Here is a 24,626-nt window from a genome sequence, read left to right as displayed (position 1 = left end):
AGACCAAGACGGGCGTCAGGTCGCCGCAGCGCGGGCCTGGTCGCGCAGCGTGCGCACCTGCAGGTGGTTGCGCTTCACGCCCTCGTACTGGCGCTCGACGATGGCGCGCACATCGGGCGGCAGGGCCTCGTCCAGCGCCTTGCGGTAGGACACCAGTGCGGTGTCTTCGCCGCGCTCGGTCTCTTCGAGGATGGCCTTGTCGGTGTAGCCGGCCAGGGTGCCCTTCACGGCCACCCAGCCGCGGTGCAGCGCGCCGGCGGCCGAGCCGCTGTCCTCGGCCTTGCCGCCGAAGCGCACCACCAGGGACTGCAGTTCGGCTGCGGCCTGGCGGCATTCTTCGGCGCGGGTGACGAAGGTCTGCTTCAACGCCGCGTCCTTCAGGTACTCGGCCGACGTGCGGAAGCCGTACTCGCCGTCCTTCGAGGTTTCGATGAGGTCGTTGAGGGTGTCGATGATGTCGTCGTTGCTCATGGCAGTCCTTTCGGAAGGTCGTGGAAGACGCTGTGCAGCGGCCGGGCCGCCACCAGCAGGGAGGCCGATGTACTGGCAGGCGGCGTGCCCGCTCCCGATGCGCCACCATAGGCGGCGGCCTTGCAGCAACTTGCCGCAGGCTTTACGGCTTGGGGATGGCCGGCGCGGGTCCCGCCCGGCGGGCGCGGGCGACGGCGGCCTGCAGCGCGGCCAGCAGTTCCGTCGGCGGGCAGGGCTTGCGCAGCACCGTGAACTCGCCCTCGGCCATGGCGGTGTTGCTGAAACCGGTGATGAGGACGACAGGCAGCGCGGGCCGCTGCTCGCGCAGCCAGCGCGCCAGCGCCACGCCGTCCTGGCCGCCGGGCATGACGATGTCGCTGAGCACGACGTCGGGGGGCGCACCGCCGACGAGCAGGCGCTGCGCGGCCTCCACATGGCCGGCGCGCAGCACCTTGGCGCCATGCGCCATCAACAGGGCCGCGGTCACGTCGCCCAGGCTCTCGTCGTCCTCCACCAGCAGCACGGTCGCGCCGGCGATGCTCTGCGGCGCGGCGTCGGCGAAGGGGGCCGCGACGCGGTCCTCGTCCTCGCGCGCCACCGGCAGCAGCAGCGACACCGTGGTGCCCACGCCCCGCGTGCTCGCCAGCCGGGCCGCACCGCCGGCCTGCGTGGCAAAGCCATGCACCTGGCTCAGCCCCAGGCCGCTGCCCTGGCCGACCGACTTGGTCGTGAAGAAGGGCTCGAAGGCGTGCTCGACGATGGTCGAGTCCAGGCCGACGCCGTCGTCGCCGACGGTCAGCACCACATAGTCACCCGGCGCCAGGTTGGGCAGGCCTTCCTTGTCCTCCTCGGTGGCGTTGGCGGCGCGCAGCGTCAGCTCGCCGCCGTTGGGCATGGCGTCATGCGCGTTCAGAGCGAGGTTGACGAGGGCGAGGTCCAGCTCGCTGGCGTCCAGCCGTACCGGCCGCACGTCGGGCGCCACCTGCACCTTGATCTCGATGCGCCGTCCGAGCACGCTGCGCATCAGGTCCTGCACCTCGGGCAGGTAGCGGGCGAACGACAGCGTCTGGATGCGCACCGGCCGCTTGCCCGAGAAGCGCAGCAGGTGCTGGGTCAGCTGGCTGCCCTTGTCGACGGCGCGCTGCGTGGCACCCAGCGGCCCCTGCAACTCGGCGGCGGCGGGGTGGCGCTGCATCAGGTGCATGCTGTTGCTGATGATGCCCAGCAGGTTGTTGAACTCGTGCGCGACACCGCCGGTCAGCCGCCCCAGCGCTGCCACGCGCTGGCTCTGCGCGCCGCGCTGCTCGACGATGCGCGTGCGCTCCACGGCCTGGGCGACGCTGTGTTCCAGCTCGGTGCGGGCCTGCGCCATCGAGCGGCCGGCCGTCGCCAGCGCGCTCGCCACGTCGTCGCACTCCACCATGCCGGAAGGGCGGGCCTGCACCGGCCGGCCGGCCTGCAGGTCCTCGGCGGCCGTGCGCAGCGCGCGGATGGGCCGCTCGATGCGGCGCGACACCCACAGCGCGCCGGCCACCGCCAGCGACAGCAGCACCAGCGTGCCGATGCCGATGCGCAGCACCTCCCGCGGGAGGTGGCCGTCGAACTGCTCGCGCGGCATCGCGCTGACGTAGCTCCAGCCCAGCGGCGAGGTGCTGAAGTAGCCGGCCGCCGGCATGCCGTCCAGCGAGACGGATTCGAAGGCGCCTTCGCTCGAGCCGCGCATCCGCGCGAGCAGGTCGTCGCGCACCATGCGGCCGACGAAGGCATCGCCGCCTGGCTGGCGCGCCACGATGCGGCCGGTGTTGTCCATCACCGTGCCGATCCAGCCCGGGTTGCCCTGGGCTTGCACGATGCGTTGCAGCTCGGCAGGCCGGACCGTCACGACCAGGTTGTAGATCAGCTGGCCGTCGCGCAGCACCGGCGTCACCCAGGCCGCGTACATCTCGGGCGCCGCGCCGCGCGCGCCGGCCAGCGTCGTCAGTGGCTGCATCGTGGCCACCGGGCTCAGCGCGGCGGGCCCGGGGGCTTCGCCGCTGGCGCCTTCGGGCCGGCGCGTGCTGATCAGCACGCGGCCCGGCGCGCGCAGCTCAACCCAGCCGCCCAGGCCTTGCATCGCGCGCCGCGCCTGGCGCTCGAAGGACAGGCGCCGTTCGGCGTCCGGCGGCACCGGGCCGTCCAGTTCGGGCGATTGCGACAGCACGTGGGCGATGGTGGCGCGGCGCGCCAGCTCGCCGTCCACCAGCATGGACAGCGCGCGCGCCGTGTCGCGCAGGTAGCGCTCGTGCGCCTCGCGCTCGGCCTCGTAGGTGCTGCCGATCAGCCAGCCGACACCCAGCATGCCGGGCAGCAGCACGGCCAGCATCAGCAGGATGAGGCGGGAACGGATGGTGACGGGCATGGCGAGAAGGGGCAGGCGCACGCTGGGCGGGGCCAGGTGCAACGATAACGGTGCAAGAGTCTCGCGAAGGGGCATGTGCGGCATACGCGCGCCAGAAGCAAACGACGTTCCTTAAGTGGAGTAGCGGTTCTGCCGAGGCTTGGCCGGCGGCCGGCGCAGCAGCGAGCGCAACGAAGGCGCCGCCTCGCGCCGGTCGCCCTCCAGGAAGCAGCGCAGCAGGCGCAGGCCATGGGTGCGCCGGCAGACGCTGCGCAGCGCGATCAGCAGCGGCACCGCGATCAACGCGCCGGCGATGCCCCACAGCCAGCCCCAGAACATCACCGACAGGAACACCGACACCGGGCTGAGCGACAGCCGGCGGCCGACGATGAGCGGGCTGACGATGTTGCTCTCGATGGCATGGAGCAGGACGAAGGCCAGCATGGGCCCCAGCACCTGCGCGCCGCTGTCGAAGCTGCTGATGCCGGCCAGCAGCAGCAGCGCCATCACCGCCATCGGCCCGATGTAGGGCACGAAGCAGAACACGGCCGTGACGGCACCCCACAGCGTCGGGTTGGGCAGGCCCATCATCCACAGCACCAGCCCCATGATGACGCCGACCGTGCAATTGACGATGCCCACCACGGCCAGCCAGTGGCCGATCTCGCGCTGCGCCGTGCGCACGCCGCCCAGCACCAGCGCGCGTGTGCGCTGCCGCGGCACGGCCTCGACGATGCGCGACACCACCCAATGCTCCGAGGCGAGCAGGAAGTACAGCAGGATGACGGTCGCCGTGAACGACACGGCAAAGGACAGGCTGCGCGTCAGCACCAGGCCGGTCAGGGCCACGCCCTCGCTGGCGAGCCGCTCCTTCAGCGGGTCCGGCGTCGCGGCCTGGGCGGCGCGGCCGGGCCGTGGCGGTGGCGGCGGGTGCAGCCCTGGGATGGCCGAGCGCACCTTGTCGAGCTGCTCCAGCAGCTGCGCCACCGTCGTCGGCGCGGTCTCCCACCAGGCGGCGGCGGGGCGCGCCAGCGTCATGGCCAGCGGCACCGTGCTGGCCATCAGCGCGATGACGATCAGCAGCGCGCCCAGCACCTCCGGCACGCCGTGCCGGCGCAGGGCGCGCACGGCAGGTGACAGCGCGAGCGTCAACAGCACGGCGATCAGCACCGGCGCCAGCAACGGCCGCGCCTCTCGCACCGCGAAGACGAGGGCGAGAAAGAAGACGCCACGCAGCGCCCAGCCGCGGCGCGGAGGGGCGGCCGGAGCGGCGGGCGAGTTCATCAGTTGTTGGTGGCGGGACGCACGATGATGTTGTTGCGCACTTCCTTCACGTCAGGCGTGGCGCGCGCCAGCTGGCCGGCGCGGTCCTTCTCGGCTTGCGAGGTGGCAAAGCCTGCCAGCTGCACGGTGCCCTTCAGCGCTTCCACCTGGATGCGCATCGCGCTGACCTGGGTGTCTTCCGCGAAACGGGCCTTCACGCGCGTGGCGATGGTGGCATCGTCGACATACTGGCCGACCGTACTTTGGCCGCTGCTGACGGCGCAGCCGCCGGTGGCCAGGGCGGCGAGGGTGACCATCGAGGCGATGAGGATCTTCTTCATGGGGTTCTCCTTCGCGAGGCAACGGGCTCGCGAAGCGCCCAGGGCAAGCGGTGTGCCAGGTCCGTGAACCGAGCCGGCCCACGGCACCAGTCGCGACACCGCCAGCCGGCAGGGTTTACCGAAACTCACAGTCCCTGGTGGGCCATCTCGTAAAACTTGCAGCTCTCGCGGTCTGGGATGCGGCGGGTGTGAGCGGCAAGCATTTCGGTTTGCCCAGGCGTCAGCCGGTTTGTGGTTCGGGCTCCGACAAGTGGCCGCAGCCGGCACGAAGGTTGCGTCAGTGCGGCATGGTGCCGCGCCCGGCAGGGCGGCACGCCAGACTACCCATGGAGGAAGTACCCCGTGAATTCCCTGGATCTGCGCACAGAGCATCGACAAACGCAGACGCTCTCGCCCCGACTGCAGCACGCCGTGCGGCTGCTGCAAATGTCGTCGCTGGACTTTGCCGCGATGCTGCGCGACACGCTTGGCAAGAACCCCTTTCTCGAAGTCGACGACATCGAGTCCCATGACGGCGCGGATGGCGCCGAGCCCTCGGCGCCATTGAACGATGGCGCGGTTGCGTCATCTCATCTGGAGGCCGTGACCGCAGACGGCGCGGCGGAGCTCCAGGTGCCTGCCGACGATGTTGCCGGGCCGCCTGACCAGGGCGACGGCGAGAGCGACCGCGACCTCTGGACGGCGGACGGCAGCACCGGCCTCAAGCGCGCCGAGGACGGCGAGCTCAGCGCGCTGGACATGATGGCCGTCGAGACCTCGCTGACCTCCCACCTGCACGGACAGCTGAACGTGTTGCCGTTGTCGGACCGCGACCTGGCGCTGGCGCACCTGATCGTCGAATCTCTGGACGACGACGGCTACCTGCGCACGCCGCTGCAGGAGCTGGCGGAGGTGGCCGAACTCGACCCCGAGCCCGACCTGCAGGAGATGCAGATCGCGCTGAAGCGGGTGCAGTCGCTGGACCCTGCCGGCGTGGCCGCGCGCGACGTGGGCGAATGCCTGCTGCTGCAATTGCCGGCCATCACCTGCCCCGACATGCGAGGCCTGGCGCAAAGCATCATCAGCGACCACCTGCCGGCACTCGCCGCCCGCGACGTGGCGGGGCTCGCCCGGCAGCTGGGCGAAAGCCCGGCGCGCATCGAGGCGGTTTGCGAACGCATCCGCCGGCTGGACCCTCGGCCGGGCTGGCGCTATGGGTCGTCGCAGGTGCCTTATGTCGTGCCTGACGTCATCGTCAAGAAGGTGCGCGGCAAATGGACGGTTCAGCTCAACCCGGCCATCGTCCCCAAGGTCAGGCTCAACCAGGTCTATGCCAAGCTGTACCAGCGCCACCGGACGGCCGCGAACTCGGAGCTGGGCGTGCATCTGCAGGAGGCGCGCTGGACGCTGCGCAACGTGGAGCAGCGTTTCTCCACCATCCTGGACGTGGCCGAGGCGATCGTGAAGCGGCAGCACAACTTCCTGGACTATGGCGCGATGGCGATGAAGCCGCTGGGCCTGAAGGAGATCGCCGAGGAGTGCGGCATCCACGAAAGCACCGTCTCGCGCGTCACCAACAACAAATACATCGCCACGCCGGTCGGTGTGCTGGAGCTGAAGTACTTCTTCAGCCGCGCCATGATCAGCGCCAACGGCAGCGCCTGCTCGGGCACGGCCATCCGCGGCCTCATCAAGGACATCATCGAGTCCGAGAACCCCGAGGCGCCGCTGTCGGACGCCGAGATCACCCGGCAGCTGGCCCAGCAGGGCCTGGTCATCGCGCGCCGCACGGTGACCAAGTACCGCCAGATGTTGAAGATCGAGTCGGTCGACCGCCGCCGCCGCGTGGCGGCCTGAGCGCGGCGGCCCCGGGCGTTGCATGAAAAACGGCCGCCGGAAGGCGGCCGCTTTGCCTGCGGGATGCCGCCACGAGGGCGGCGCTGCCGCAAGGTTTACTTGCTCTTGCCGCTTGCGGTGGACGACGCGCTGCCGGTGCTGGACGCGCTGGGCGAATCGCTGCTGCCCTGGCCGCTCGAACCCGAAGCACTGGCGGAGTCGCCCTGGCGGCTCTGGCGCCAGCTGGAGAACTCGTCCGAGAACTTCTTGTAGCGGTCCTGGCGCCAGTTCTGATAGTCCTGGTCCAGCGCGCGCAGTTGCTCGTTGCGCCATTGGTGGTAGTCGGGGTCGAACTGCGAATGCTCGCCCTGGCTGCCGCTGCCGTAGCTGCCGCCCTGGCTGGAGCCGCCATAGCCGCCCTGGCCGCCGTAGCTGCCGCCCTGGCTGTAGCCGCCTTGGCCACCGCCCTGGCTGCCGTAGTAGCCGCCGCCTTGGCCACCGCTCCCGCTGCCGTAGCTGCCTTGATTGGCGCCGTAACCGCCGCCTTGGCTGTGCTGGCCACCGTAGCTGCCCTGGTTGCCGCCGTAGCCGCCGCCTTGGCTGAACTGGCTGCCCTGGCCGGCGTAGCCCTGCCCGCCGTAGCCGCCCTGCGAACCGCCGCCCTGGTAGCTCTGGCCGCCATAGCCGCCCTGGTAGCCGCCTTGCTGGCCGCCGTAGCCGCCGGCTTGGCCGCGGTAGCTGCTGCCCTGGTCGACCTGCTCGCGGAAGGTGCCGCCCTGGTAATAGTCGCGGGAGTCGGCGTAGTCACCCATGCCGCCTTGCTGGCCGCGGTTGCCGCCGATTTCCGCATGCTGCTGGCCCAGGTAGTCGCGGCGGCCCTGGTCGCCGCTGCCGAAGTTGCCTTGCTGGCCGCCCTGGTGGCGGCTGCGATCATCATGTCTAGACATTTGGAAATCCTTTCACGAAAAGTCCGGGTGTCCTCAGGCCTGTGTCTCACTGCCGAAGCCGTGGCCTGTGTAGAGGGGCGGCAATGCGCGTTCCTGTGGCGGGGCGGGGACCGGGCCCGCGCATTGCCATTGAGGTGCACCTGGCGCAACGGCGTCGGGCCTACTTGATGGAGATTCCATGGCGAACGACACAACTCATCTGACCGGCCTCTTTCCCGACCGTGACAGCGCCGAGCGCGCCTACCGGAGCGCGCTGGACCGGGGCTACTCCTCCAACGACGTCGATGTGGTGATGTCCGACGAGACGCGCAAGCGCCATTTCGGCGCTGCAGGCCCCGAGACCGAACTGGGCACCAAGGCGGCCGAGGGCGCGGGCATCGGTGCCGGCATCGGCGGCACGCTGGGCGCAGTGGCGGCGGCGATCGCGGCCGTGGGCACGACGCTGGCGGTCCCGGGCCTGGGCCTGGTGATCGCGGGCCCTCTCGCGGCCGCCGTGGCGGGCGCCGGTGCGGGCGGCGCGGCGGGCGGCCTGGTGGGCGCCCTGATCGGCTGGAGCATCCCCGAGGAACGCGTGAAGGAGTATGAGAGCGGCCTGCGCAACGGCGGCATCCTGATGGGCCTGCGCCCGCGCAATGACGAGGACGCAACCCACCTGGAGGAGCACTGGCGTACCCAGGCGGGCGGCCAGTCGGTCTACCGCTGATGCGTTGAACGCCGCGTGGCGCCCGCGTCAGCGTGGCGCCACGCGCCAGACCGTGTTGCCTACATCGTCGGCCACCAGCAGCGCGCCGCGGGCGTCGATGGCCACGGCCACCGGCCGCCCGCGCGCCTCGCCCTCCGGGCCGACGAAACCGGTCAGCACGTCGATCGGCGGGCCTTGCGGCCTGCCATCGGCAAAGCCGACGTAGACCACCTTGTAGCCCGACAGCGGCTTGCGGTTCCACGAGCCGTGCAGGCCGACGAACACGCCGCCCGCGGCGCTGCCCGCGAGCGCCGTGGGCAGCTTGCTGGCGCCAGCGGCCGCAAGGCCGAGCGGCGCGACGTGTGCGCCCAGCGCGTAGTCCGGCACCAGCGCCTTGGCGACGAGGTCCGGCCGCGGCGGCTGCACGCGGCTGTCCACGTGGCTGCCGTACCAGCTGTAGGGCCAGCCGTAGAAGCCGCCGTCGCGCACGGCGGTGAGGTAGTCGGGCACGAGGTCGCTGCCGAGTTCGTCGCGCTCGTTCACCACCGTCCACAACACCGGCGCGCCAGCGCCGGGCGCGGGCAGCCAGGCCATGCCATTGGGGTTGCGCAGGCCGGTGGCGAACAGGCGCTTGCGGCCCGTGGCGCGGTCTATCTCCCAGATGGCCGCGCGGCCCTCTTCGGCTTCGATGCCGTTCTCGGCCACATTGCTGTTGGAGCCCACGGTTGCATAGAGCCGGCTGCCGTCGGGGCTGGCGATGAGGCTCTTGGTCCAGTGGTGGTTGCGCGTGCCGGCCGGCAGGTCGGTGAGCTTGCGGCCGGGGCCGGCAAGGCGGGTCTGGCCCGGCGCGTAGGCGAATTCCACCACCGCGTCGGTGTTGGCCACGTAGAAGCGGTCCCCCACCAGGGCCATGCCGAACGGCGAGTTCAGGCCGTCCAGGAAGGTGTCGCGCACTTCGGCGCGGCCGTCGCCGTCCGCGTCGCGCAGCAGCGTGATGCGGTTGGCGCTGGGCGTCGTGGCGCCGGCGCGCGCCATGATCTTGCCGGCCACCCAGGCCTTCAAGCCCTTGCCGTCATCCGGCCGCGGCGGCGCGTTGGTTTCGGCCACCAGCACGTCGCCGTTAGGCAGCACGTGCAGCCAGCGCGGGTGATCCAGCCCGGTGGCCAGCGCCTGCACCTGCAGGCCGGCTGCGGCGGTGGGCGCCTCGCCAGCGGCCCAGGGCTTGGCCGGCGCGATGTGGAAGGTCGGCACCAGCGTCTTGACCGGCTCCACCAGCGTCGGACGCGGCCCGGTATCGGCACCGCTGGGCAGGCGCGTCTGCTCGGCACAGCCGCCCAGGGCCGCGGTGAGTGCAAGGCAGATCGGAAGCTGGCGCATGAACGGCGTGCAGCAAGCGGCATTCCCACTCCCGTTGCGGCAGGAATTGCCGCAGCTTGCGTTGGGCATGGCCATTGCCTCAGCGCGGCGCCAGCACGGCATCAACCCAGTGAAAGCAGCCCATGGAATCTCCCAGCGCAATACCGGCCGACGACGTGGTGACGGTGCTCACCGAGCAGCACCGGCGCCTGGAACACCTGCTCCAGACCCTGCTCGAGGCCGAAGCCGATGCGCAGCGCGGCGAGCTGCTGGCGCGCGCCGGCGACGAACTGGCGGTGCACATGCTGGCCGAGGAAAAGGTCGTCTACCCCCGGGTGCACGCCAATCGCACCGAGGACATCCTGCTGGAGTCGCTGGAGGAGCACCTGTCACTGAAGCGGCTGCTCTCCGACCTGCTCGCGCTGGCGCCTGGCGACACCACCTTCCAGCCCAAGTGCAAGGTGCTGGAGGAGCAGGCCCGCCACCACCACAAGGAAGAGGAAGAGCACCTGTTCCCGAAGATGCGGCAGCTGCTGGATGCCGACGCGCGCGGGCAGATGGGCCGGGCGGTGAGGCAGCATGAAGAGGGCCTGCGGGCCCGCGGCGCGCCGCGCGAGCGCATGGGCGCCCAGACAGACGCGGCGGCGCCGCTGCCCTGACAGCGTGGGCCGCGCGGGGCGCCGCCCCGCCGGGCGATCAGGCTGCGGTGCGGCCCGGTTCGGAGATCTCGCGCACCGCGCGGTCGATGTGACCGGCCTCGCGGGTGGCCAGGTCGCCCAGCGAGAGGATGCCCACCAGCCGCCGGTTGCCATCGACCACCGGCAGGCGGCGGACCTGGCGCGCGCCCATCAGCCGCTTGGCCTCGTCGGCGTCCTGGTCGGCAGTGCAGAACTCGACTTCGGGGGTCATGATGTCGGACACGCAGGCCTGGTCGGGGTTGAGGCCGTCGGCAACGGCGCGCACGGCGATGTCGCGGTCGGTCACCATGCCCAACAGGCGCTCGCCGTCGCAGACGGGCAGGGCGCCGACGTCCAGGTCCCGCATGCACTGCGCGGCGCGGCGCAGCGTTTCCTGCGGCTGGATGGTCTGCACGTCGGTGGACATGATCTCGGCAATCTTGGACATGGCGTTCTCCTGTGTGGAGAGCCTGATCGGCAAATCGGGTGCCCAGCCGGGCACGCGACCTGCCGCGATGGATGCTTCACTCGATCAAGGATGCAGCCATGGGCGATGCCGGCTTTTCCACACCCGACCTGACCGGCCGCAGCGCGGCCGCACGCGTGGCGACGATGGTGGCCTTGATGCTGCTGATCATCGGCGGCTTCAACTGGGCGCTGGTCGGCCTGTTCAACATGGACTTCGTCGCGGCGCTGTTCGGCCCGATGACGGTCGCTGCACGGGCCGTCGGCGTGGCGGCCCTCTATGGGCTGACGCTGCTGCCGCGTCTCGCACAAGGGACGCTCTAGGCGGGCATGTCGCTTGCCCCTGCCTTTGTTTCCGGAGCCCTTCATGGCGAGCCACGCGTCCTCTCATGCCCTTGCAGTTCTCGCTGGAGACCACAAGGCCGTCAGCCAGCTGCTTGCAGAGTTCGACGAACTGGCCAGCGATGGCGCCGACGCCGGGGAGCGCAACGCGCTGGCGCGGCAGATCTGCGACGCGCTGACGGCGCATGCCGTCGCCGAGGAGGGCGTCTTCTATCCCGCGGCCCGCGAGGCCTTGCAGGATGACGACTTCATCGACGACGCGCTGGCCGAGCACGACAGCGTGCGTGCCCTGATCGAACAGATCGAGACGCTGGACGCCAGCGATGAACGCTTCGACGCCCTCGTGATAATGCTCGCCCGCGCGGTGGCCGAGCACGTGAAGCAGGAGGAGGGCGACCTCTTCCCGCGCGTCGAGGCCGCTGGGCTGGACATGCAACGGTTGGGCGAGCGGATCATCCGGCAGCGCGACGAGACGCTGCGGCTGCTTGCACAAGAGGCTGTCTGATCATGGCGATAGACCATGGCGACGACGGCGGTGGGTCATTAGGGGCATCGACGATGGAAGCTGATCCGGCGGGTCGGGGTCGCAGTAACGACGAGCACGTCTTGCACGAGCGGACCGCCACGCTGCAGGCCTTGCTGCAAGGCGTGCGCGACTACGCCATCTACACCATCAACCCCGAGGGCCGCATCAACTCCTGGCACCGCGGCGCCGAGCTGATGAAGGGCTATTCGGCCGAAGAAGCCGTGGGCATGCCCTTCTCGACCATCTTCACGCCGGAGGACCGCGAGCGTGGCCAGCCCGAGCACGAGCTTCGCGTCGCCGCGGAGACCGGCGAATACAAGGGCGAAGGCAAGCGCGTGCGCAAGGACGGCAACCTCATCGAGGTCGCGGTCGTGCTGACGGCGCTGCGCGGCCCGGGCGGCGAACTGCTGGGCTTCCTCAAGCTCACGCAGGACATCACGGCCCGCCGCGCCGAGGAGCGCGCGCGTGAAGAGGCGCTGCGCGCCTCGCAGATTGCGCGCGCCGAGGCCGAACGTGCCAGCCATTCCAAGGGGGAGTTCCTGGCCACGCTGTCGCACGAACTGCGCACGCCTCTGTCGGCCATCCTCGGATGGGCCCAGGTGCTGGAGCGCGGCCTCTTCGACGCCGACACGCTCAAGCACGGGCTGGAAGCGATCTCCCGCAACGCCAAGATGCAGGTGCGGCTCATCGAGGACCTGCTGGACATGACGCGCATCGAGTCCGGCCAGCTGCGGCTGGACCTGCAGCGCATCGAGCTCGACAGCGTGCTCGCCGCCGCCATCGACTCGGCCTTGCCGGCCGCCACGGCGCAGGGCCTGACACTGCGCACCGCCTTCGGCACCGACGGCTGCTGGGTCATGGGCGACCCGGCGCGCTTGCAGCAGATCGTCGCTAACCTGTTGAACAACGCCATCAAGTTCACCCCGCGCGGCGGGCGCATCGACGTCACGCTGGACCGCATCGGCCGCGAGCATGTCATCACCGTGAGCGACACCGGCCAGGGCATCGCGCCGGACTTCCTGCCCAAGCTGTTCGACCGCTTCCAACAGCAGGATGCGACCACCACGCGCCGCCATGGCGGGCTGGGTATCGGCCTGGCCATCGTGCGCCAGCTGGTGTCCTTGCATGGGGGCGCGGTGCAGGCCCACAGCGAAGGGCTGGGCCGCGGTGCGACCTTCACGGTCAGGCTGCCGGGGGTGGCGGACATGGGTGCCCTGGGCTTGCCGTCCCTGCCCGCGGCGCCGCCCCCGGATGTTGCCTCACGGCTGGATGGCGTGAACGTGCTGCTGGTGGACGACGAAGCCGACGTGCGCGCCATCACGGCGCGCGTGCTGCAGAGTGCCGGTGCGCGTGTGACGACGGCATCGACCGCGGCCGAGGGGCTGCGCCTGCTGCGGCAGGCCCCGCCGGCGGTGCTGCTCAGCGACATCGGCATGCCGGTGCAGGACGGTTACGACCTGATCCGCCAGGTGCGTGCGCTGCCTGCCGACGCTGGCGGCCGCGTGCCGGCGGCGGCTTTCACGGCCTTTGCCGGGCGTGACGACACCGAGCGCGCGCTGAATGCGGGCTATCAGCTGCACTTGGCCAAGCCGGTCACGCCGGATGCGCTGGTGGCCGCCGTGGCTCAGCTCGCGGCGGCCGAGCGCGTCAATTGAAGAACAGGTAGACGAGCAGCAACACCAGGCCCGGGACGCCGAGCAGCCAAGCGAGAAGGTACTTACCCATGGTGGTTCTCCTGAAGTCCTGAAGAGGTGAGCCAAGCATCGCCCAGCCGCCGGCGGCAGCACAGCGGACGAGGCCCAGCGCAGTCGTAGGAGGAACGGGTAGGCGCAGCGGCCAGCGCCGCAGGCGGCGTAGGACTTCGCCCACCTGGGGATAAGGCCCGGGCCGGTGCCTTGTAACTAACCTGGCGATTACGCTGACATCCCCGTCGGGAGAAATCCCGCGCATCTCAAGGAGTAGTGCCATGAACACCGACCAGATCAAGGGCAGCGTCAAGGACGTTGCAGGCAAGGCTCAACGCAAGCTGGGCGAGGCCGTCGGCAGCACCGAGCAGCAGGTCAAGGGCGCCGCCACCCAGGTGGAGGGCAAGGGCCAGAAGGCCGTGGGCAACGTCAAGGAGGCCGTCAAGGACGCCCACGCGACGACGCGCAAGGTTTAATGGCCGGCGCCGGGCGCGCCGCAGTAGGACGAAGACGACACACGGCTGCGGCGCGCGACGACAGGTTGGCATGGGCGGCGCGCCGACGATGACGGCCATTCAATCCATCAGGAGCCGCGTCATGTCTTCGTCCACCATCACCTCTGCGCTGTGCCGTACCGGTACCGCCGCGCTCGTCGCCGCGCTGGCCTTTGCGGCTGGCTGCTCGTCCATGAGCGAGCGTGAACAAGGCACCGCCAAGGGCGCAGGCGTCGGCGCCGTGGCCGGCGCCATCATCGGCTCGGCGACGGGCGGCAATGCCGGCCGCAGCGCGGCCATCGGCGGTGTCGTCGGCGCGGTGGCCGGCAACCTGTGGTCCAAGCGCATGGAGGACAAGCGCGAGGCGCTGGCCCGCGCCAGCCAGGGCACCGGCGTCGAGGTGGCCCGCACCGAGGACAACCGCCTGAAGCTCAACGTGCCGAGCGATGTGTCCTTCGATAGCGGCCGCGCCGACATCAAGCCGCAGATGAGGCCGGTGCTGGACGAAATCGGCCGCAACCTCGACCCGAACGTGCGCGTGACCATCGTCGGCCATACCGACAGCACGGGCAGCGATGCCATCAACGACCCGCTGTCGCGCGAGCGTGCCCTGGCCGTGCGCGACTACCTGAGCGCGCGCGGCGTGGCGCCGTCACGGCTCAGCGTCACCGGCCGCGGCTCGCACGAGCCCGTGGCCAGCAACGAGACGGAGGCCGGCCGCGCGGCCAACCGCCGCGTCGAGATATTCCTGTCCGAGAACGCTTAAGGGCTGGCCAGCGCCTTCAGTGGCGCGGCCAGCGATTGCTTGTGCGCGCCCAGCTCGGCCCAGGGGTCGGCGGGCCGCTCGGCCAGATGCTGCAGCGCGTTGGCCGCGGTCCAGCGCGTGGGCGAATCCAGCGCTGCCAGGTCGTCCCAGGCCAACGGCATGGACACGCCCAGCCCTGGCCGCGCCCGCAGCGAATAGGCGGCCACCGTCGTCGCCCCTTCACCGTTGCGCAGGTAGTCCACGAAGATGCGGCCGACCCGGTTGTCTGCCCCGCTTTTGGCGACGAAGCGCTCGGGCTCCCGGCCGGCCAGCCGCTGCACCACGGCCTGTGAGAACGCGCGGACGGTGTCCACCGGCCAGCGCGCCGCAAGCGGCACCACCACGTGCAGGCCGCGTCCGCCGCTGGTCTTGAGCCAGCTGCGCAGGCCCAGTTCGCCCAGCAGGTCGCGCACGCGCACCGCGCCGTCGCGGATGGCGGCCCAGTCCACGCCATCGCCGGGGTCCAGGTCGAACACCATGCGGTCGGGTTTGTCCAAGCGCGGCACGCGCGCATTCCAGGCGTGGAACTCAAGGGTGTTCATCTGCACCGCACCCAGCAGGGCTGTACGGGTGGGCAGGGCCAGCAAGGCGTCGTGACCGGGCCAGAGGGCGGCGTCCAGCAGGCGCAGGCCGGGCCATGCTGCCTTGCCGGCATGCTTCTGGAAGAAGCCGCCCTCACCGACGCCCTCGGGCGCCCGCAACAGCGCCACCGGGCGGCTTTTCAGTTCGGCAAGCAGCCAGTCGGCGACGCCGTCGTAGTAGCGCGCCACGTCGGCCTTGGTGGCGCCGCTGGCGGCATCGACGACACGTTCAGGGTGGGTCAGCTTCACGGGGGCCCTGCGGGCAAGCGGCATGCCGATTGCCGAAGCCTGCGCATGATGATGTCAACGCATGCAGAGGTGGACGTCAGCGTCGTCGTGCCGACCTACCGGCGCCCGGCGCTGCTGGAGCGGTGCCTGCAAGCCTTGCTGGCGCAGACGCTGGCGCCGCGCTGTTACGAGATCCTGGTCGTGGACGACGGCCACGATGAGGCGACCCGCGAGCTGGTTCAGTCCTATGCGGCCCGCGCGCTTCACCCCCGCATCCGTTACCAACGCCCGTCCGCGGGGCGCGGCCCGGCCGTGGCGCGTAACTGCGGCTGGCGCGCGGCGTGCGCGGCGGTGGTCGCGTTCACCGACGACGACACGCAGCCCGACGCCGAGTGGCTGCAGCAGGGCCTGGCGACGCTGCTGCTGCACCGTGACTGGGTCGCCGCCGCGGGCCGGGTCAGGGTGCCGCGCGCCCCAGGCGCCGGTGATCGGCCCACCGACCACGAGCTGATGACGCGCGGCCTGGAGACGGCCGAGTTCGTCACTGCCAACGCGTTCGTGTGGCGGGAGGCACTGCAGAAGGTGGACGGCTTCGACGAACGCTTCCTGCGCGCCTGGCGGGAGGACTCCGACCTGCACTTCCGCCTGCTGCAGGTGGGCGCCGTCGGCCGCGCGCCGCAGGCACTGGTGTGGCATCCGGTGCGGCCCGAGCGCTGGGGCGTGTCGTTGCGCCAGCAGCGCAACGTGTTCTTCGATGCGCTGCTGCACCGCAAGCACCCGCGCGCCTACCGCGAGCGCGTGCGGCCGGTGCCGCCGTGGGACTACTACGTCATCGTCGCGCTGACGCTGGCCGCTCCGGGCCTGGCGCTGGCGGGCTGGCCGCGCCTGGCAGCACTCGGCCTGGGCGTGGCGGCGGCGCTGGTGTTGCGCGTGGCCTGGCGTCGGCTGCGCGTCACGTCCCACGAGCCCGGCCACGTGCTGGAGATGCTGGCCACCTCGGCCGCCATCCCCTTCCTGTCGGTCTACTGGCGGCTGCGCGGCGCCTGGCATTTCCGCACGCCGTTCCTGTAAGCCGCGCGCGCCGCTTCAGGTGGCCCGGCCCGGCGTGAGGACGATCTTGCGGCAGCCGTCGATCTTCTTGTCGAACATCTCGTAGCCGCGCGCGGCGTCGTCCAGTGACAGTTGGTGGCTGACGATGACCTCGGGGCGCAGCGCGCCGTTGCCGATGTGCTCGAGCAGCTCGGGCATGAAGCGCTGCACATGCGTCTGGCCCATGCGGAATTGCAGGCCCTTGTCGAACGCGTCGCCGAACAGGAAGGCGTGGATGAAGCCGGCATAGACGCCCGGCACGCTGACGATGCCGCCGCGCCGCGTGGCCGCGATGGCCTGGCGCAGCGCCTCGCCGCTGCTGCCTTCGAGCTTGAGCGTCGTCAGCACGGTCTCCACGGTGCTGCCCTTGGCTTCGAAGCCGACGGCGTCGATGCTGGCGTCCACGCCACGGAACTGGGTCGCCTCGATGATGGCGCGCGCCGGGTCGTCGACCTTGTCGAAGTGGATCGGCTCGACGCCATAGGTGTCGGCCGCGAAGCGCAGGCGGTCGTCATGGTGGTCGACCATGAAGATGCGCTCGGCGCCCTTCAGCCGCGCGCAGGCCGCGGCCATCAACCCGACCGGGCCGGCACCGAAGATGGCCAGGCTGCTCCCCGGTTGCACTTCGGCGTTGAGTACGGCCTGGTAGCCGGTGGGCAGGATGTCGGACAGGAACAGCACCTGGGCGTCGGTCAGCGCGTCGGGAATGGGCAGCGGGCCGGTGTTGGCCATGGGTACGCGGACGTACTCGGCCTGGCCGCCGGGCACGCCGCCGTACAGGTGGGTGTAGCCGAACAGCGCCGCGCCGGGCCGCAGGTCCTTCTTGTTCAGGATGGCGCCGCGGCCGTCGTTGGTGGTCTCGCAGGCGGCGAACAGGTTGCGCTCGCAGAAGAAGCAGGCGCCGCAGGCGATGACGAAGGGCACGACGACGCGGTCGCCCGGCCGCAGCCGTGTCACGCCGGCGCCGACCTCCTCGACGATGCCCATGAACTCGTGGCCGAGGATGTCGCCTTCCTTCAGGCCGGGCACCTTGCCGCGGTACAGGTGCAGGTCGGAGCCGCAGATGGCCGTGGCGGTGACGCGCAGCAGGATGTCCTGTGGGTGCTGCAGCGTCGGGTCGGCCACGTTGTCGACGCGGACGTCGCGGGTGCCGTGGAAGGTGAGTGCGCGCATGAGGTTCTCCCGGTTGGATCACCCGCTGCGGCAACCGCCATGCCGTGCCCGTGCGGGCATGGGCCTTGCCGCGTCGAGGCCTCCCAACCGCCCTCGCAGCGCCATGAACCACGACCCCCAACTCCATCCCCATGTCTACCCCACCGGCGACGGCGAGCGCAGCACGGCCGGCAGCAACTACGGCGACTGGCGCCCCGCCCATCCGCCGCGCCCGCACGGCTACGACTTCGAGGCGCGCTTCACGCAGCAGCCGGCCGACTGGACGGCGGACCCCGACTACAGCCGCCTGCGCGGCGAGCATGAACGCGACCTCGACGCCCACTACCCGCACTGGCGGGAGGCGCGCTACCAGCGCTTCAGCGAGGAGTTCGGCCGGTGGCGCGAGCAGCGTGCCGGAAGCGAAGCCCCGAGCCAGCCCGACGGCAGCGGCATGTCGGGCGAGAGGTGAGCCGGTGAAGAGGAGAGGCTTGCGGCAAGGTTGACGCGCCGGCCGCACAAAGAAAAAGGGCTCGGCGGATGCCAAGCCCTTCTCATTTCATCTGGTGCCGGCAAGAGGAGTCGAACCCCCGACCTTCGCATTACGAATGCGCTGCTCTACCAACTGAGCTATGCCGGCCGTGACGGTGAAGTCAGCCCAAGATTATAGCGGCTAATTTTGCTCCGCCTCGCGGTGGTAGGCGGCGATGCGTTCGACCTCGTTCTTGGAGCCCAGCGCGACGGCGACGCGTTCATGCAGCTTGCCGGGCTTGATGTCCATGATGCGCTCCGTGCCGTTGACGGCCGCGCCGCCGGCCTGCTCGATCAGGAAGGCCATGGGGTTGGCCTCGTACAGCAGGCGCAGCTTGCCGGGCTTGTCGGGTTCGCGCTGGTCCCAGGGGTAGAGGAACACGCCGCCGCGGGTCAGGATGCGGTGCACGTCGGCCACCATGCTGGCCACCCAGCGCATGTTGAAGTCCTTGCCCCTGGGGCCGGTGGTGCCGGCCAGGCATTCGTCGATGTAGCGGCGTACCGGCGGCGCCCAGTGGCGCAGGTTGGACATGTTGATCGCGAATTCCTTGGTGTCGTCCGGGATGCGCACCTGGTCCTGCGTCAGCACCCAGGAGCCGGTCTCGCGGTCCAGCGTGAAGACGGCCACGCCGTCGCCCACCGTCAGCACCAGCATGCTCTGCGGGCCGTACACGCAGTAGCCGGCCGCCGCTTGCTGCTTGCCGGGCTGCAGGAAATCCTCGTCCGACACGCCGCGCGAGTGGCCCACCTTGCGCAGCACGCTGAAGATGGTGCCGATGGAGACGTTCACGTCGATGTTGCTGGAGCCGTCGAGGGGGTCGAACAGCAGCAGGTATTCGCCCTGAGGGTAGCGGTTGGGCACGACGTAGATGCTGTCCATCTCCTCGCTGGCCATGGCGGCGAGGTGGCCGCCCCATTCGTTGGCCTCGATCAGCACCTCGTTGGCGATGATGTCGAGCTTCTTCTGCACCTCGCCCTGCACGTTCTCGCTGCCGGCGCTGCCGAGCACCTCGCCCAGGGCGCCCTTGTTGACCGAGATGGCGATGCGCTTGCAGGCGCGTGCGACGACTTCGATCAGCAGCCGCAGTTCCTGCGGGATGTGGCCGTGCTCGCGTTGCTGTTCGACGAGGTATTGGGTCAGGCTGGTTTGGCGGCTCATGCTGGGTTTCCGGAGGCGAGGGCGCGTTCGACGATTTCGCGGACGTCGGTCGACAGGTCGGGCTTGGCGGCGACGCGGGCAATGGCTTCGCGAGCGGCGCTGCGATAGGGCTCGGCCAGCGCGGCCCAGCGGTCCATGGCGCGCGCCAGCCGGCTGGCGAGCTGGGGGTTGATGGCGTCGATGGCCAGCACCTGCTCGGCCCAGAACACGTAGCCCGCCGCGTCGGTGCGGTGGAAGGCGGCCGGGTTGAACATGCACAGCGAGGCCAGCAGGCTGCGCGCGCGGTTGGGGTTCTTGAGGCTGAAGTCCGGATGCTTGAGCAGCGACCTGGCACGTGCGAACACGCGGCCGTCAGCCTCCGGCGCGCGAGCCTGCAGTGCGAACCACTTGTCGATGACCAGGGCGTCGTCCTTGAACAGCGCGTGGAAGCGCTGCAGCGCCGGCGCCGCCAGCTCGGCGTTGGCGTTGACCAGGGCGGCCAGCGCGCCCATGCGGTCGGTCATGTTGCCGGCGTCCTTGAAGCGCTGGTAGGCCTTGCCGGGCCACACGGTGTCGCCGGTGGCTTGCGCATCCAGCACGAGCATGGACAGCGCCAGGTTGGCCAGCGCCCGCTTGCCGGAGGACACCGGGTCCGGCGTGTAGCCGCCCTGCACCTGGTGCGCCTCGAAGGCTGCGGCCCAGTCGTCGCGCAGCGCGCTGGCGAGCTGGACTTGCGCGGCCATCACGGCGGCGTGGATGGCCTGCGGGTCGACGACGTCCATCTGCTCGGCGATGTAGCTCTCACCGGGCAGCGTCAGCGCCAGTTCCTTGAAGGCCGGGTCCAGCTCGGGGTGGTTGAGCAGGGCGCGCATCGCGTCGATGAAGACGGGGCTGAGCACCAGTGGCTGGCCGGCACGCAACGCATGCAGGATGCGGTTCAGCGCCAGGCGCTGGCTGGCTTCCCAGCGGTTGAAGGGGTCGCTGTCGTGGCGCATCAGCACCAGCAGCGCGGCGTCCGACAGGCCGTCGTCCAGCACGACGGGCGCCGAGAAGCCGCGCAGCAGCGAGGGCACCGGCTCGCTGGTGATGCCGTTGAACACGAAGGTCTGCTCGGCCTGGTCCAGCACCAGCACGCGCTCGGTGGTGCCGTCGGCGTCCAGCGGCAGCGCCACGCCGTGGCGGTCCAGCAGGCCCATGACGACCGGGATGACCTGTGGCTGCTTGTCGCCCTGGCCCGGCGTGGCGGGTGTCTGCTGCGTCAGGCGCAGCGTGTAGGTCTGGGTGGCGGCGTCATGCTCGCCGTGGGCCGTCACGCGCGGCGTGCCGGCTTGCGAGTACCAGCGCTTGAAGGCGTCCAGGCGCGTGCTGAGTTCGGAGCCCGGGTTCGCATCGGCGATCGCCTGGGCGAAGTCGTCACAGGTCACGGCCTGGCCGTCGTGGCGCTCGAAGTAGAGCTTCATGCCTGCCTCGAAGCCGGCGCGGCCGACGAGGGTCTGGTACATGCGCACCACCTCCGAGCCCTTCTCGTAGACGGTGGCGGTGTAGAAGTTGTTGATCTCGCTGTAGCTGTCCGGTCGCACCGGGTGGGCCATGGCGCCGCTGTCCTCGGGGAACTGCAGCGCGCGCAGTTGGCGCACGTCCTGGATTCGGCAGACGGCGCGGGCTGACGGCGTGCCGGCCATGTCCATGCTGAATTCCTGGTCGCGGAAGACGGTCAGGCCTTCCTTCAGCGACAGCTGGAACCAGTCGCGGCAGGTGACGCGGTTGCCGGTCCAGTTGTGGAAATACTCGTGGGCCACGATGGACTCGATGCGATGGAAGTCGGCGTCCGTCGCCGTGGCCGGCGAGGCCAGCAGCGCGCTGGTGTTGAAGATGTTGAGGCCCTTGTTCTCCATCGCACCCATGTTGAAGTCGGACACGCCGACCACCATGAAGCGCTCCAGGTCCAGCGGCAGCTGGAAGCGCGCCTCGTCCCAGACGATGGAGGCGATGAGGCTGTTCATCGCATGCTCGGTCTTCTCCAGGTCGCCGCGGCGGACAAACACCTGCAGCAGGTGGTCCTTGCCGGTGCGGGTGCGGATGCGCTGCTCGCGCGCGACGAGGTCGCCGGCGACGACGGCGAACAGGTAGCTGGGCTTGGGGAAGGGGTCGTGCCAGACGGCGAAATGGCGGCCGTTGTCCAGGTCGCCGCTGCCCGTCAGGTTGCCGTTGGCCAGCAGGATGGGGAAGCGGGCCTTGTCGGCGCGCAGCGTGACCGTGTAGACGGCCATCACGTCGGGCCGGTCCAGGAAGTAGGTGATGCGGCGGAAGCCCTCGGCCTCGCATTGCGTGAAGAAGCTGCCGCCCGACGTGTACAGGCCGGACAGCGCGGTGTTCTTGTCGGGACAGCAGGTGTTGCGGATCTCGAGCGCGAAGTCCGCGTCAGGGGCACCCTCGATGATCAGCTCATGGCCTTCCTGGCGGAAGGACACGCTGCTGCCGTCGATCAGCACGCGCAGCAGGTTGAGTTCTTCGCCATGCAGGCGCAGCGGGCCGTGCGGCACGGCCGTGTTGCGCTCGATCTGCATCTTGCTCGTGACCAGCGTCTTGGCCGGGTCGAGGTCAAAGGTCAGGTCGACCTTGCGGATCCAGAACGCCGGTTGCTGGTAGTCCAGGCGTTGGATCAGGGTGGCGGTGCCTTCACGCATGAGGGGCATCCTTTGTGGGCTATTGAATGAGGTCGAGCAGTGATCGCTCGAAACGGTTGAAGGAGGCTGAGGTCTTTCTCAGGACTTCCAGGCTGAGCTGCGAGCTGATCCTGTCCTGATGAATCGTTTCCTTGTATGCCTGCCCCTTGGGCAGAGCCTTGGACAGCCATTCCTTCGCGCCGCGAATCGACTCAGGAGTGGAAGGGAAGGCGGCGTCCAAAGGAATTGATTTCAAAACCTGCCGAGTGGTCGCTTCGTCGGCCAGGAATAGGGACTCGAACTCCTTGACCATAAATGCGAACCGCACCGGCATGTGCGGCGCCGCAAGATGGGCTTGCGTCTGCAGGTCAGCGATATCGCGCATGACGTCCGTACAAGTGTCGCAGTCGTAGTCCATGACCCATAGGACTGGTGCGCCTTCCTCGGCAGCCGTCAGCAGATAGTCCTTGAGTCGGGGGCGAATCTTCGGCAGATCACCGCGAATGTGCGGTCTCAGAGTCTTGAGTTCGAAGAGGCCGTGATCGTGTGCGATGCGTCGTATCAGTGTTGGCACGGCGATCGCATCACCGTGCCCTTCGACGATTGGAAGAACCGACCTGATACCTCCGCTCATTCCACGCCTTCGGGAACCAGGCCCTCGGCGAGCATGAACTCACTGAGCGACAGGAGGTGCTTCTGCACCGCACGCTTCTGAGAGGCCTTGATCGGGGCAATGACGGTGGCGCCGCGGCGCGAACTCGTGACTCTGACTTCTTCTGGCGAGAAGTGATCAACGAAATTAGGACTGTGCGTGGTGACAATAATCTGAGTGCGTGTTGATGCCTCCCTGAATGCATCAGCTAGCACGGCCAGCACGCCGGGCTGCACGTTCTGTTCGGGCTCTTCGATCAATAGCAGACGCGGGGCCGGCACCTGGTACAGCGCCAGCAGAAGGCCAAACACGCGCAACGTTCCATCGGACAACTGGATGGCGTCGTAGTCCACCGATTGGCCGTCGATCGAAAAACGGAACTTGGGGACGAGAAAGCCGCCCACCGTGCTGACGGATACTTCCCGGAAGGCGGGCACGATCTCCTGCATCGTTTCGTAGATGCGGCTCAGCGCCTCCTTGCCGGCCTTGGTCCGCTTCAACTGTTTGATGACCGACGCGTAGTTTTTGCCTGACTCATTCAGGCGACCATCGCGCTCGGGCGGCGAAAGGCCGCGGAGCGTGTTCGGATACAGCGCGTAGTAATTCCAGTCACTGACGAAGGCAGGGATCGAGTTTGAATCAAACACAGCAACGGCGCCGGCGGGGCCGTTCATCGCCATGGCTAGCTGGTCAGTCGCAGCGACTTGAGATCCTTCCCACAACGGCACGATCGAATAGCGGCCGCCGGGGTCGCGCTTTAGCCGAATGGGCTGAGGCGTCGCCGGCTCGTCACTCTTCGCGCGGGTGTGCCTGGCTGACAGATTGCCGATGAAACCGCCTTCGCTGTCGACGATGTAGTTACCGCCTTCCTTGGACGCCAACGAAAAGGAATAGTCCAGCTCGTCAGCCTCCTTGTCTTCGTCTTGGGGATCAAAGCACAGACTCAGGGAGACCTTATAGGGTTTCGACTTGGAATACTGCCGAATACGCGTAATGCCGTCACGCGTCGAGACGGCGTGCTCCAGGCCATCGGTGACGGCGTCATGCACAAAGCGAAGCGCGTCGATGATGTTGCTCTTGCCCGAAGCATTGGGTCCGACGATCAGCGTCACTCCGCGCTCGAAACGAAGCTCGAGATCATCAAGGCTCTTGTAGTGCCGGATTCGCGCGGACTTGAGATACATGTGTCTGCCCCGGTTAGCTTCAAACGCCTTGCTTGAGCGACTCGGTGATGAACGGATCGAGATCGCCGTCCAGCACCTTCTGCGTCGCAGACGTTTCGTAGTTGGTGCGCAGGTCCTTGATGCGGCTCTGGTCCAGCACATAACTGCGGATCTGGTGGCCCCAGCCGACGTCGGTCTTGGTGTCCTCCAGCTTCTGCTGCTCTTCCATGCGCTTGCGCATTTCATGGTCGTACAGCCGCGAGCGCAGGCGCTTCCAGGCCACGTCGCGGTTGCTGTGCTGGCTGCGGCCGTCCTGGCACTGCACGACGATGCCGGTCGGGATGTGCGTCAGGCGCACCGCCGAGTCGGTCTTGTTGATGTGCTGGCCGCCGGCACCGCTGGCGCGGAAGGTGTCGGTGCGCACGTCGGCCGGGTTGATGTCGATCTCGATCGAGTCGTCCACTTCCGGGTAGACGAACAGCGACGCGAACGAGGTGTGGCGGCCGCCGCTGCTGTCGAACGGCGACTTGCGCACCAGGCGGTGCACGCCGGTCTCGGTGCGCAGCAGGCCGAAGGCGTACTCGCCTTCCACCTTGATGGTCGCGCTCTTGATGCCGGCCACGTCGCCCGGCGTCTCGTCTTCCAGCGTGGCCTTGAAGCCCTTGCGCTCGCAGTACTTCAGGTACTGGCGCAGCAGCATGCCGGCCCAGTCGCAGGCCTCGGTGCCGCCAGCGCCGGCCTGGATGTCGACGAAGCAGTTCAGCGGGTCGGCCGGGTTGTTGAACATGCGGCGGAACTCGAGTTCCTCGATCTTGGCGCGCAGGTTGCCAGCGTCCGCCTCGATGGCCAGCATGCCGGTCTCGTCGCCTTCCTCCTTGCTCATCTCGAAGAGCTCGGCGTTGTCGGCCAGCGAGCTGGTCAGCATCGTGATCGTCTCGACCACGCCCTCCAGCGTGCGCTTTTCCTTGCCCAGTTCCTGGGCCCGCTTGGGGTCGTTCCAGACGTTGGGGTTCTCGAGCGAGGCGTTGACTTCGTTCAGTCGCAGTGCTTTGCGGTCGAAGTCAAAGATACCCCCTTAGCGCGTCGGTGCGCGCTGAGAGGTCGGCAAGCATGTTGCCGATTTGGTTGATGTGTTCGATGTCCATGACAGAGGGGGACGCTTTGGCAAAGCGCGGATTTTCTC

25 protein-coding genes and 1 tRNA gene are annotated in these 24,626 nt (G+C 69.2%); 10 read left to right on the top strand and 16 right to left on the bottom strand.

Going from position 1 to position 24,626, the window contains the following annotated elements; all coding sequences use genetic code 11:
- Nucleotides 1-15 precede the first annotated feature (15 nt).
- The 4 genes from ASD35_RS06585 to ASD35_RS06570 form a co-directional block, all read right to left on the bottom strand.
- Nucleotides 16-471: a PA2169 family four-helix-bundle protein gene (locus tag ASD35_RS06585; protein ID WP_056874073.1), complete on the bottom strand. Its 456-nt coding sequence runs from the start codon at nucleotides 469-471 to the stop codon at nucleotides 16-18.
- 142 nt (nucleotides 472-613) lie between these two features.
- Nucleotides 614-2,869 carry an ATP-binding protein gene (locus ASD35_RS06580; protein ID WP_162254431.1) on the bottom strand — a complete coding sequence of 752 codons (2,256 nt, stop codon included), beginning with the start codon at nucleotides 2,867-2,869 and terminating at the stop codon, nucleotides 614-616.
- Between the two features lie 111 nt (nucleotides 2,870-2,980).
- A complete protein-coding gene (locus ASD35_RS06575; protein ID WP_056874071.1) occupies nucleotides 2,981-4,132 on the bottom strand; it encodes an AI-2E family transporter in 1,152 nt (383 codons plus the stop codon).
- Complete coding sequence (locus ASD35_RS06570; RefSeq protein ID WP_056874070.1) at nucleotides 4,132-4,452, bottom strand: BON domain-containing protein; 321 nt, start codon at nucleotides 4,450-4,452, stop codon at nucleotides 4,132-4,134. The genes ASD35_RS06575 and ASD35_RS06570 overlap by 1 nt, the downstream gene beginning before the upstream one ends.
- 342 nt (nucleotides 4,453-4,794) lie before the next feature.
- Between ASD35_RS06570 and rpoN the strand changes: the two genes are divergently transcribed.
- Nucleotides 4,795-6,288: an RNA polymerase factor sigma-54 gene (gene rpoN / locus ASD35_RS06565; RefSeq protein WP_056874069.1), complete on the top strand. Its 1,494-nt coding sequence runs from the start codon at nucleotides 4,795-4,797 to the stop codon at nucleotides 6,286-6,288.
- A 95-nt stretch (nucleotides 6,289-6,383) separates the two neighbouring features.
- On the opposite strand, the gene ASD35_RS06560 is transcribed toward rpoN, so the two are convergent.
- Entirely contained in the window at nucleotides 6,384-7,214 is an 831-nt protein-coding gene (locus ASD35_RS06560; protein ID WP_056874068.1) for a hypothetical protein, read from the bottom strand.
- Between the two features lie 178 nt (nucleotides 7,215-7,392).
- Between ASD35_RS06560 and ASD35_RS06555 the strand changes: the two genes are divergently transcribed.
- Nucleotides 7,393-7,917: a hypothetical protein gene (locus ASD35_RS06555; RefSeq protein WP_056874067.1), complete on the top strand. Its 525-nt coding sequence runs from the start codon at nucleotides 7,393-7,395 to the stop codon at nucleotides 7,915-7,917.
- Nucleotides 7,918-7,944: 27 nt separating this feature from the next.
- Here the strand turns inward: ASD35_RS06555 and ASD35_RS06550 are convergent, their stop codons facing one another.
- A complete protein-coding gene (locus ASD35_RS06550) occupies nucleotides 7,945-9,273 on the bottom strand; it encodes a sorbosone dehydrogenase family protein (RefSeq protein ID WP_056874066.1) in 1,329 nt (442 codons plus the stop codon).
- Between the two features lie 122 nt (nucleotides 9,274-9,395).
- On the opposite strand from ASD35_RS06550, the gene ASD35_RS06545 reads away from it, so the two are divergent.
- Nucleotides 9,396-9,911: a hemerythrin domain-containing protein gene (locus ASD35_RS06545; RefSeq protein ID WP_056874065.1), complete on the top strand. Its 516-nt coding sequence runs from the start codon at nucleotides 9,396-9,398 to the stop codon at nucleotides 9,909-9,911.
- A gap of 37 nt (nucleotides 9,912-9,948) precedes the next feature.
- On the opposite strand, the gene ASD35_RS06540 is transcribed toward ASD35_RS06545, so the two are convergent.
- A complete protein-coding gene (locus tag ASD35_RS06540; protein WP_056874064.1) occupies nucleotides 9,949-10,377 on the bottom strand; it encodes a CBS domain-containing protein in 429 nt (142 codons plus the stop codon).
- 71 nt (nucleotides 10,378-10,448) lie between these two features.
- On the opposite strand from ASD35_RS06540, the gene ASD35_RS06535 reads away from it, so the two are divergent.
- The 3 genes from ASD35_RS06535 (at nucleotide 10,449) to ASD35_RS06525 (ending at nucleotide 12,917) form a co-directional block, all read left to right on the top strand.
- The gene (locus tag ASD35_RS06535; RefSeq protein WP_200956008.1) at nucleotides 10,449-10,718 is read left to right on the top strand and encodes a DUF378 domain-containing protein; all 270 of its coding nucleotides are present in this window, start codon (nucleotides 10,449-10,451) and stop codon (nucleotides 10,716-10,718) included.
- A 43-nt stretch (nucleotides 10,719-10,761) separates the two neighbouring features.
- The gene (locus ASD35_RS06530; protein WP_157275406.1) at nucleotides 10,762-11,241 is read left to right on the top strand and encodes a hemerythrin domain-containing protein; all 480 of its coding nucleotides are present in this window, start codon (nucleotides 10,762-10,764) and stop codon (nucleotides 11,239-11,241) included.
- A gap of 101 nt (nucleotides 11,242-11,342) precedes the next feature.
- Nucleotides 11,343-12,917 carry an ATP-binding protein gene (locus ASD35_RS06525; protein ID WP_162254430.1) on the top strand — a complete coding sequence of 525 codons (1,575 nt, stop codon included), beginning with the start codon at nucleotides 11,343-11,345 and terminating at the stop codon, nucleotides 12,915-12,917.
- Here ASD35_RS06525 and ASD35_RS27940 read toward each other — a convergent pair.
- Complete coding sequence (locus ASD35_RS27940) at nucleotides 12,910-13,230, bottom strand: hypothetical protein (RefSeq protein ID WP_235538255.1); 321 nt, start codon at nucleotides 13,228-13,230, stop codon at nucleotides 12,910-12,912. The two genes, ASD35_RS06525 and ASD35_RS27940, sit on opposite strands and share 8 nt — an antisense overlap.
- Here ASD35_RS27940 and ASD35_RS06520 point away from each other — a divergent pair.
- Together ASD35_RS06520 and ASD35_RS06515 are read left to right on the top strand one after the other, a co-directional pair.
- Nucleotides 13,229-13,423 carry a CsbD family protein gene (locus tag ASD35_RS06520; RefSeq protein WP_056874060.1) on the top strand — a complete coding sequence of 65 codons (195 nt, stop codon included), beginning with the start codon at nucleotides 13,229-13,231 and terminating at the stop codon, nucleotides 13,421-13,423. The two genes, ASD35_RS27940 and ASD35_RS06520, sit on opposite strands and share 2 nt — an antisense overlap.
- A 121-nt stretch (nucleotides 13,424-13,544) precedes the next feature.
- Complete coding sequence (locus tag ASD35_RS06515) at nucleotides 13,545-14,207, top strand: OmpA family protein (protein ID WP_056874620.1); 663 nt, start codon at nucleotides 13,545-13,547, stop codon at nucleotides 14,205-14,207.
- On the opposite strand, the gene ligD is transcribed toward ASD35_RS06515, so the two are convergent.
- Nucleotides 14,204-15,076 carry a non-homologous end-joining DNA ligase gene (gene ligD / locus ASD35_RS06510; RefSeq protein WP_056874059.1) on the bottom strand — a complete coding sequence of 291 codons (873 nt, stop codon included), beginning with the start codon at nucleotides 15,074-15,076 and terminating at the stop codon, nucleotides 14,204-14,206. The two genes, ASD35_RS06515 and ligD, sit on opposite strands and share 4 nt — an antisense overlap.
- 45 nt (nucleotides 15,077-15,121) lie before the next feature.
- On the opposite strand from ligD, the gene ASD35_RS06505 reads away from it, so the two are divergent.
- Nucleotides 15,122-16,126: a glycosyltransferase family 2 protein gene (locus tag ASD35_RS06505; RefSeq protein WP_157275405.1), complete on the top strand. Its 1,005-nt coding sequence runs from the start codon at nucleotides 15,122-15,124 to the stop codon at nucleotides 16,124-16,126.
- 15 nt (nucleotides 16,127-16,141) lie between these two features.
- Here the strand turns inward: ASD35_RS06505 and ASD35_RS06500 are convergent, their stop codons facing one another.
- On the bottom strand, nucleotides 16,142-17,317 hold the full coding sequence (locus tag ASD35_RS06500; protein WP_056874058.1) for a zinc-dependent alcohol dehydrogenase: 1,176 nt from the start codon (nucleotides 17,315-17,317) through the stop codon (nucleotides 16,142-16,144).
- A 103-nt stretch (nucleotides 17,318-17,420) separates the two neighbouring features.
- On the opposite strand from ASD35_RS06500, the gene ASD35_RS06495 reads away from it, so the two are divergent.
- Nucleotides 17,421-17,765: a hypothetical protein gene (locus ASD35_RS06495; RefSeq protein WP_056874057.1), complete on the top strand. Its 345-nt coding sequence runs from the start codon at nucleotides 17,421-17,423 to the stop codon at nucleotides 17,763-17,765.
- A 92-nt stretch (nucleotides 17,766-17,857) separates the two neighbouring features.
- Here ASD35_RS06495 and ASD35_RS06490 read toward each other — a convergent pair.
- From ASD35_RS06490 to prfB, 6 genes are all read right to left on the bottom strand, one after another.
- Nucleotides 17,858-17,933, bottom strand: a tRNA-Thr gene (locus tag ASD35_RS06490).
- Between the two features lie 33 nt (nucleotides 17,934-17,966).
- Nucleotides 17,967-18,983, bottom strand: coding sequence for a class 1 fructose-bisphosphatase (locus ASD35_RS06485; protein WP_056874056.1), 1,017 nt, complete (start codon nucleotides 18,981-18,983; stop codon nucleotides 17,967-17,969).
- The gene (pepN, locus tag ASD35_RS06480; protein ID WP_056874055.1) at nucleotides 18,980-21,649 is read right to left on the bottom strand and encodes an aminopeptidase N; all 2,670 of its coding nucleotides are present in this window, start codon (nucleotides 21,647-21,649) and stop codon (nucleotides 18,980-18,982) included. The genes ASD35_RS06485 and pepN overlap by 4 nt, the downstream gene beginning before the upstream one ends.
- 19 nt (nucleotides 21,650-21,668) lie before the next feature.
- On the bottom strand, nucleotides 21,669-22,262 hold the full coding sequence (locus ASD35_RS26480; protein ID WP_082579953.1) for a DUF4276 family protein: 594 nt from the start codon (nucleotides 22,260-22,262) through the stop codon (nucleotides 21,669-21,671).
- A complete protein-coding gene (locus tag ASD35_RS06470) occupies nucleotides 22,259-23,464 on the bottom strand; it encodes an AAA family ATPase (protein WP_056874053.1) in 1,206 nt (401 codons plus the stop codon). Before ASD35_RS06470 ends, ASD35_RS26480 begins: the two co-directional genes overlap by 4 nt.
- 19 nt (nucleotides 23,465-23,483) lie before the next feature.
- A protein-coding gene (gene prfB / locus ASD35_RS06465) for a peptide chain release factor 2 (RefSeq protein WP_157275403.1) occupies nucleotides 23,484-24,588 on the bottom strand; the annotation gives its coding sequence in 2 pieces (ribosomal slippage) (nucleotides 23,484-24,506 and nucleotides 24,508-24,588; 1,104 coding nt in all).
- Nucleotides 24,589-24,626: the final 38 nt, after the last annotated feature.

It is taken from the genome of Pelomonas sp. Root1444, from assembly GCF_001426885.1.
GTDB lineage: Bacteria > Pseudomonadota > Gammaproteobacteria > Burkholderiales > Burkholderiaceae_C > Pelomonas.
Note: the sequence above shows the minus strand (reverse complement) of the source record. Positions and strands in the feature narration are given on the sequence as shown.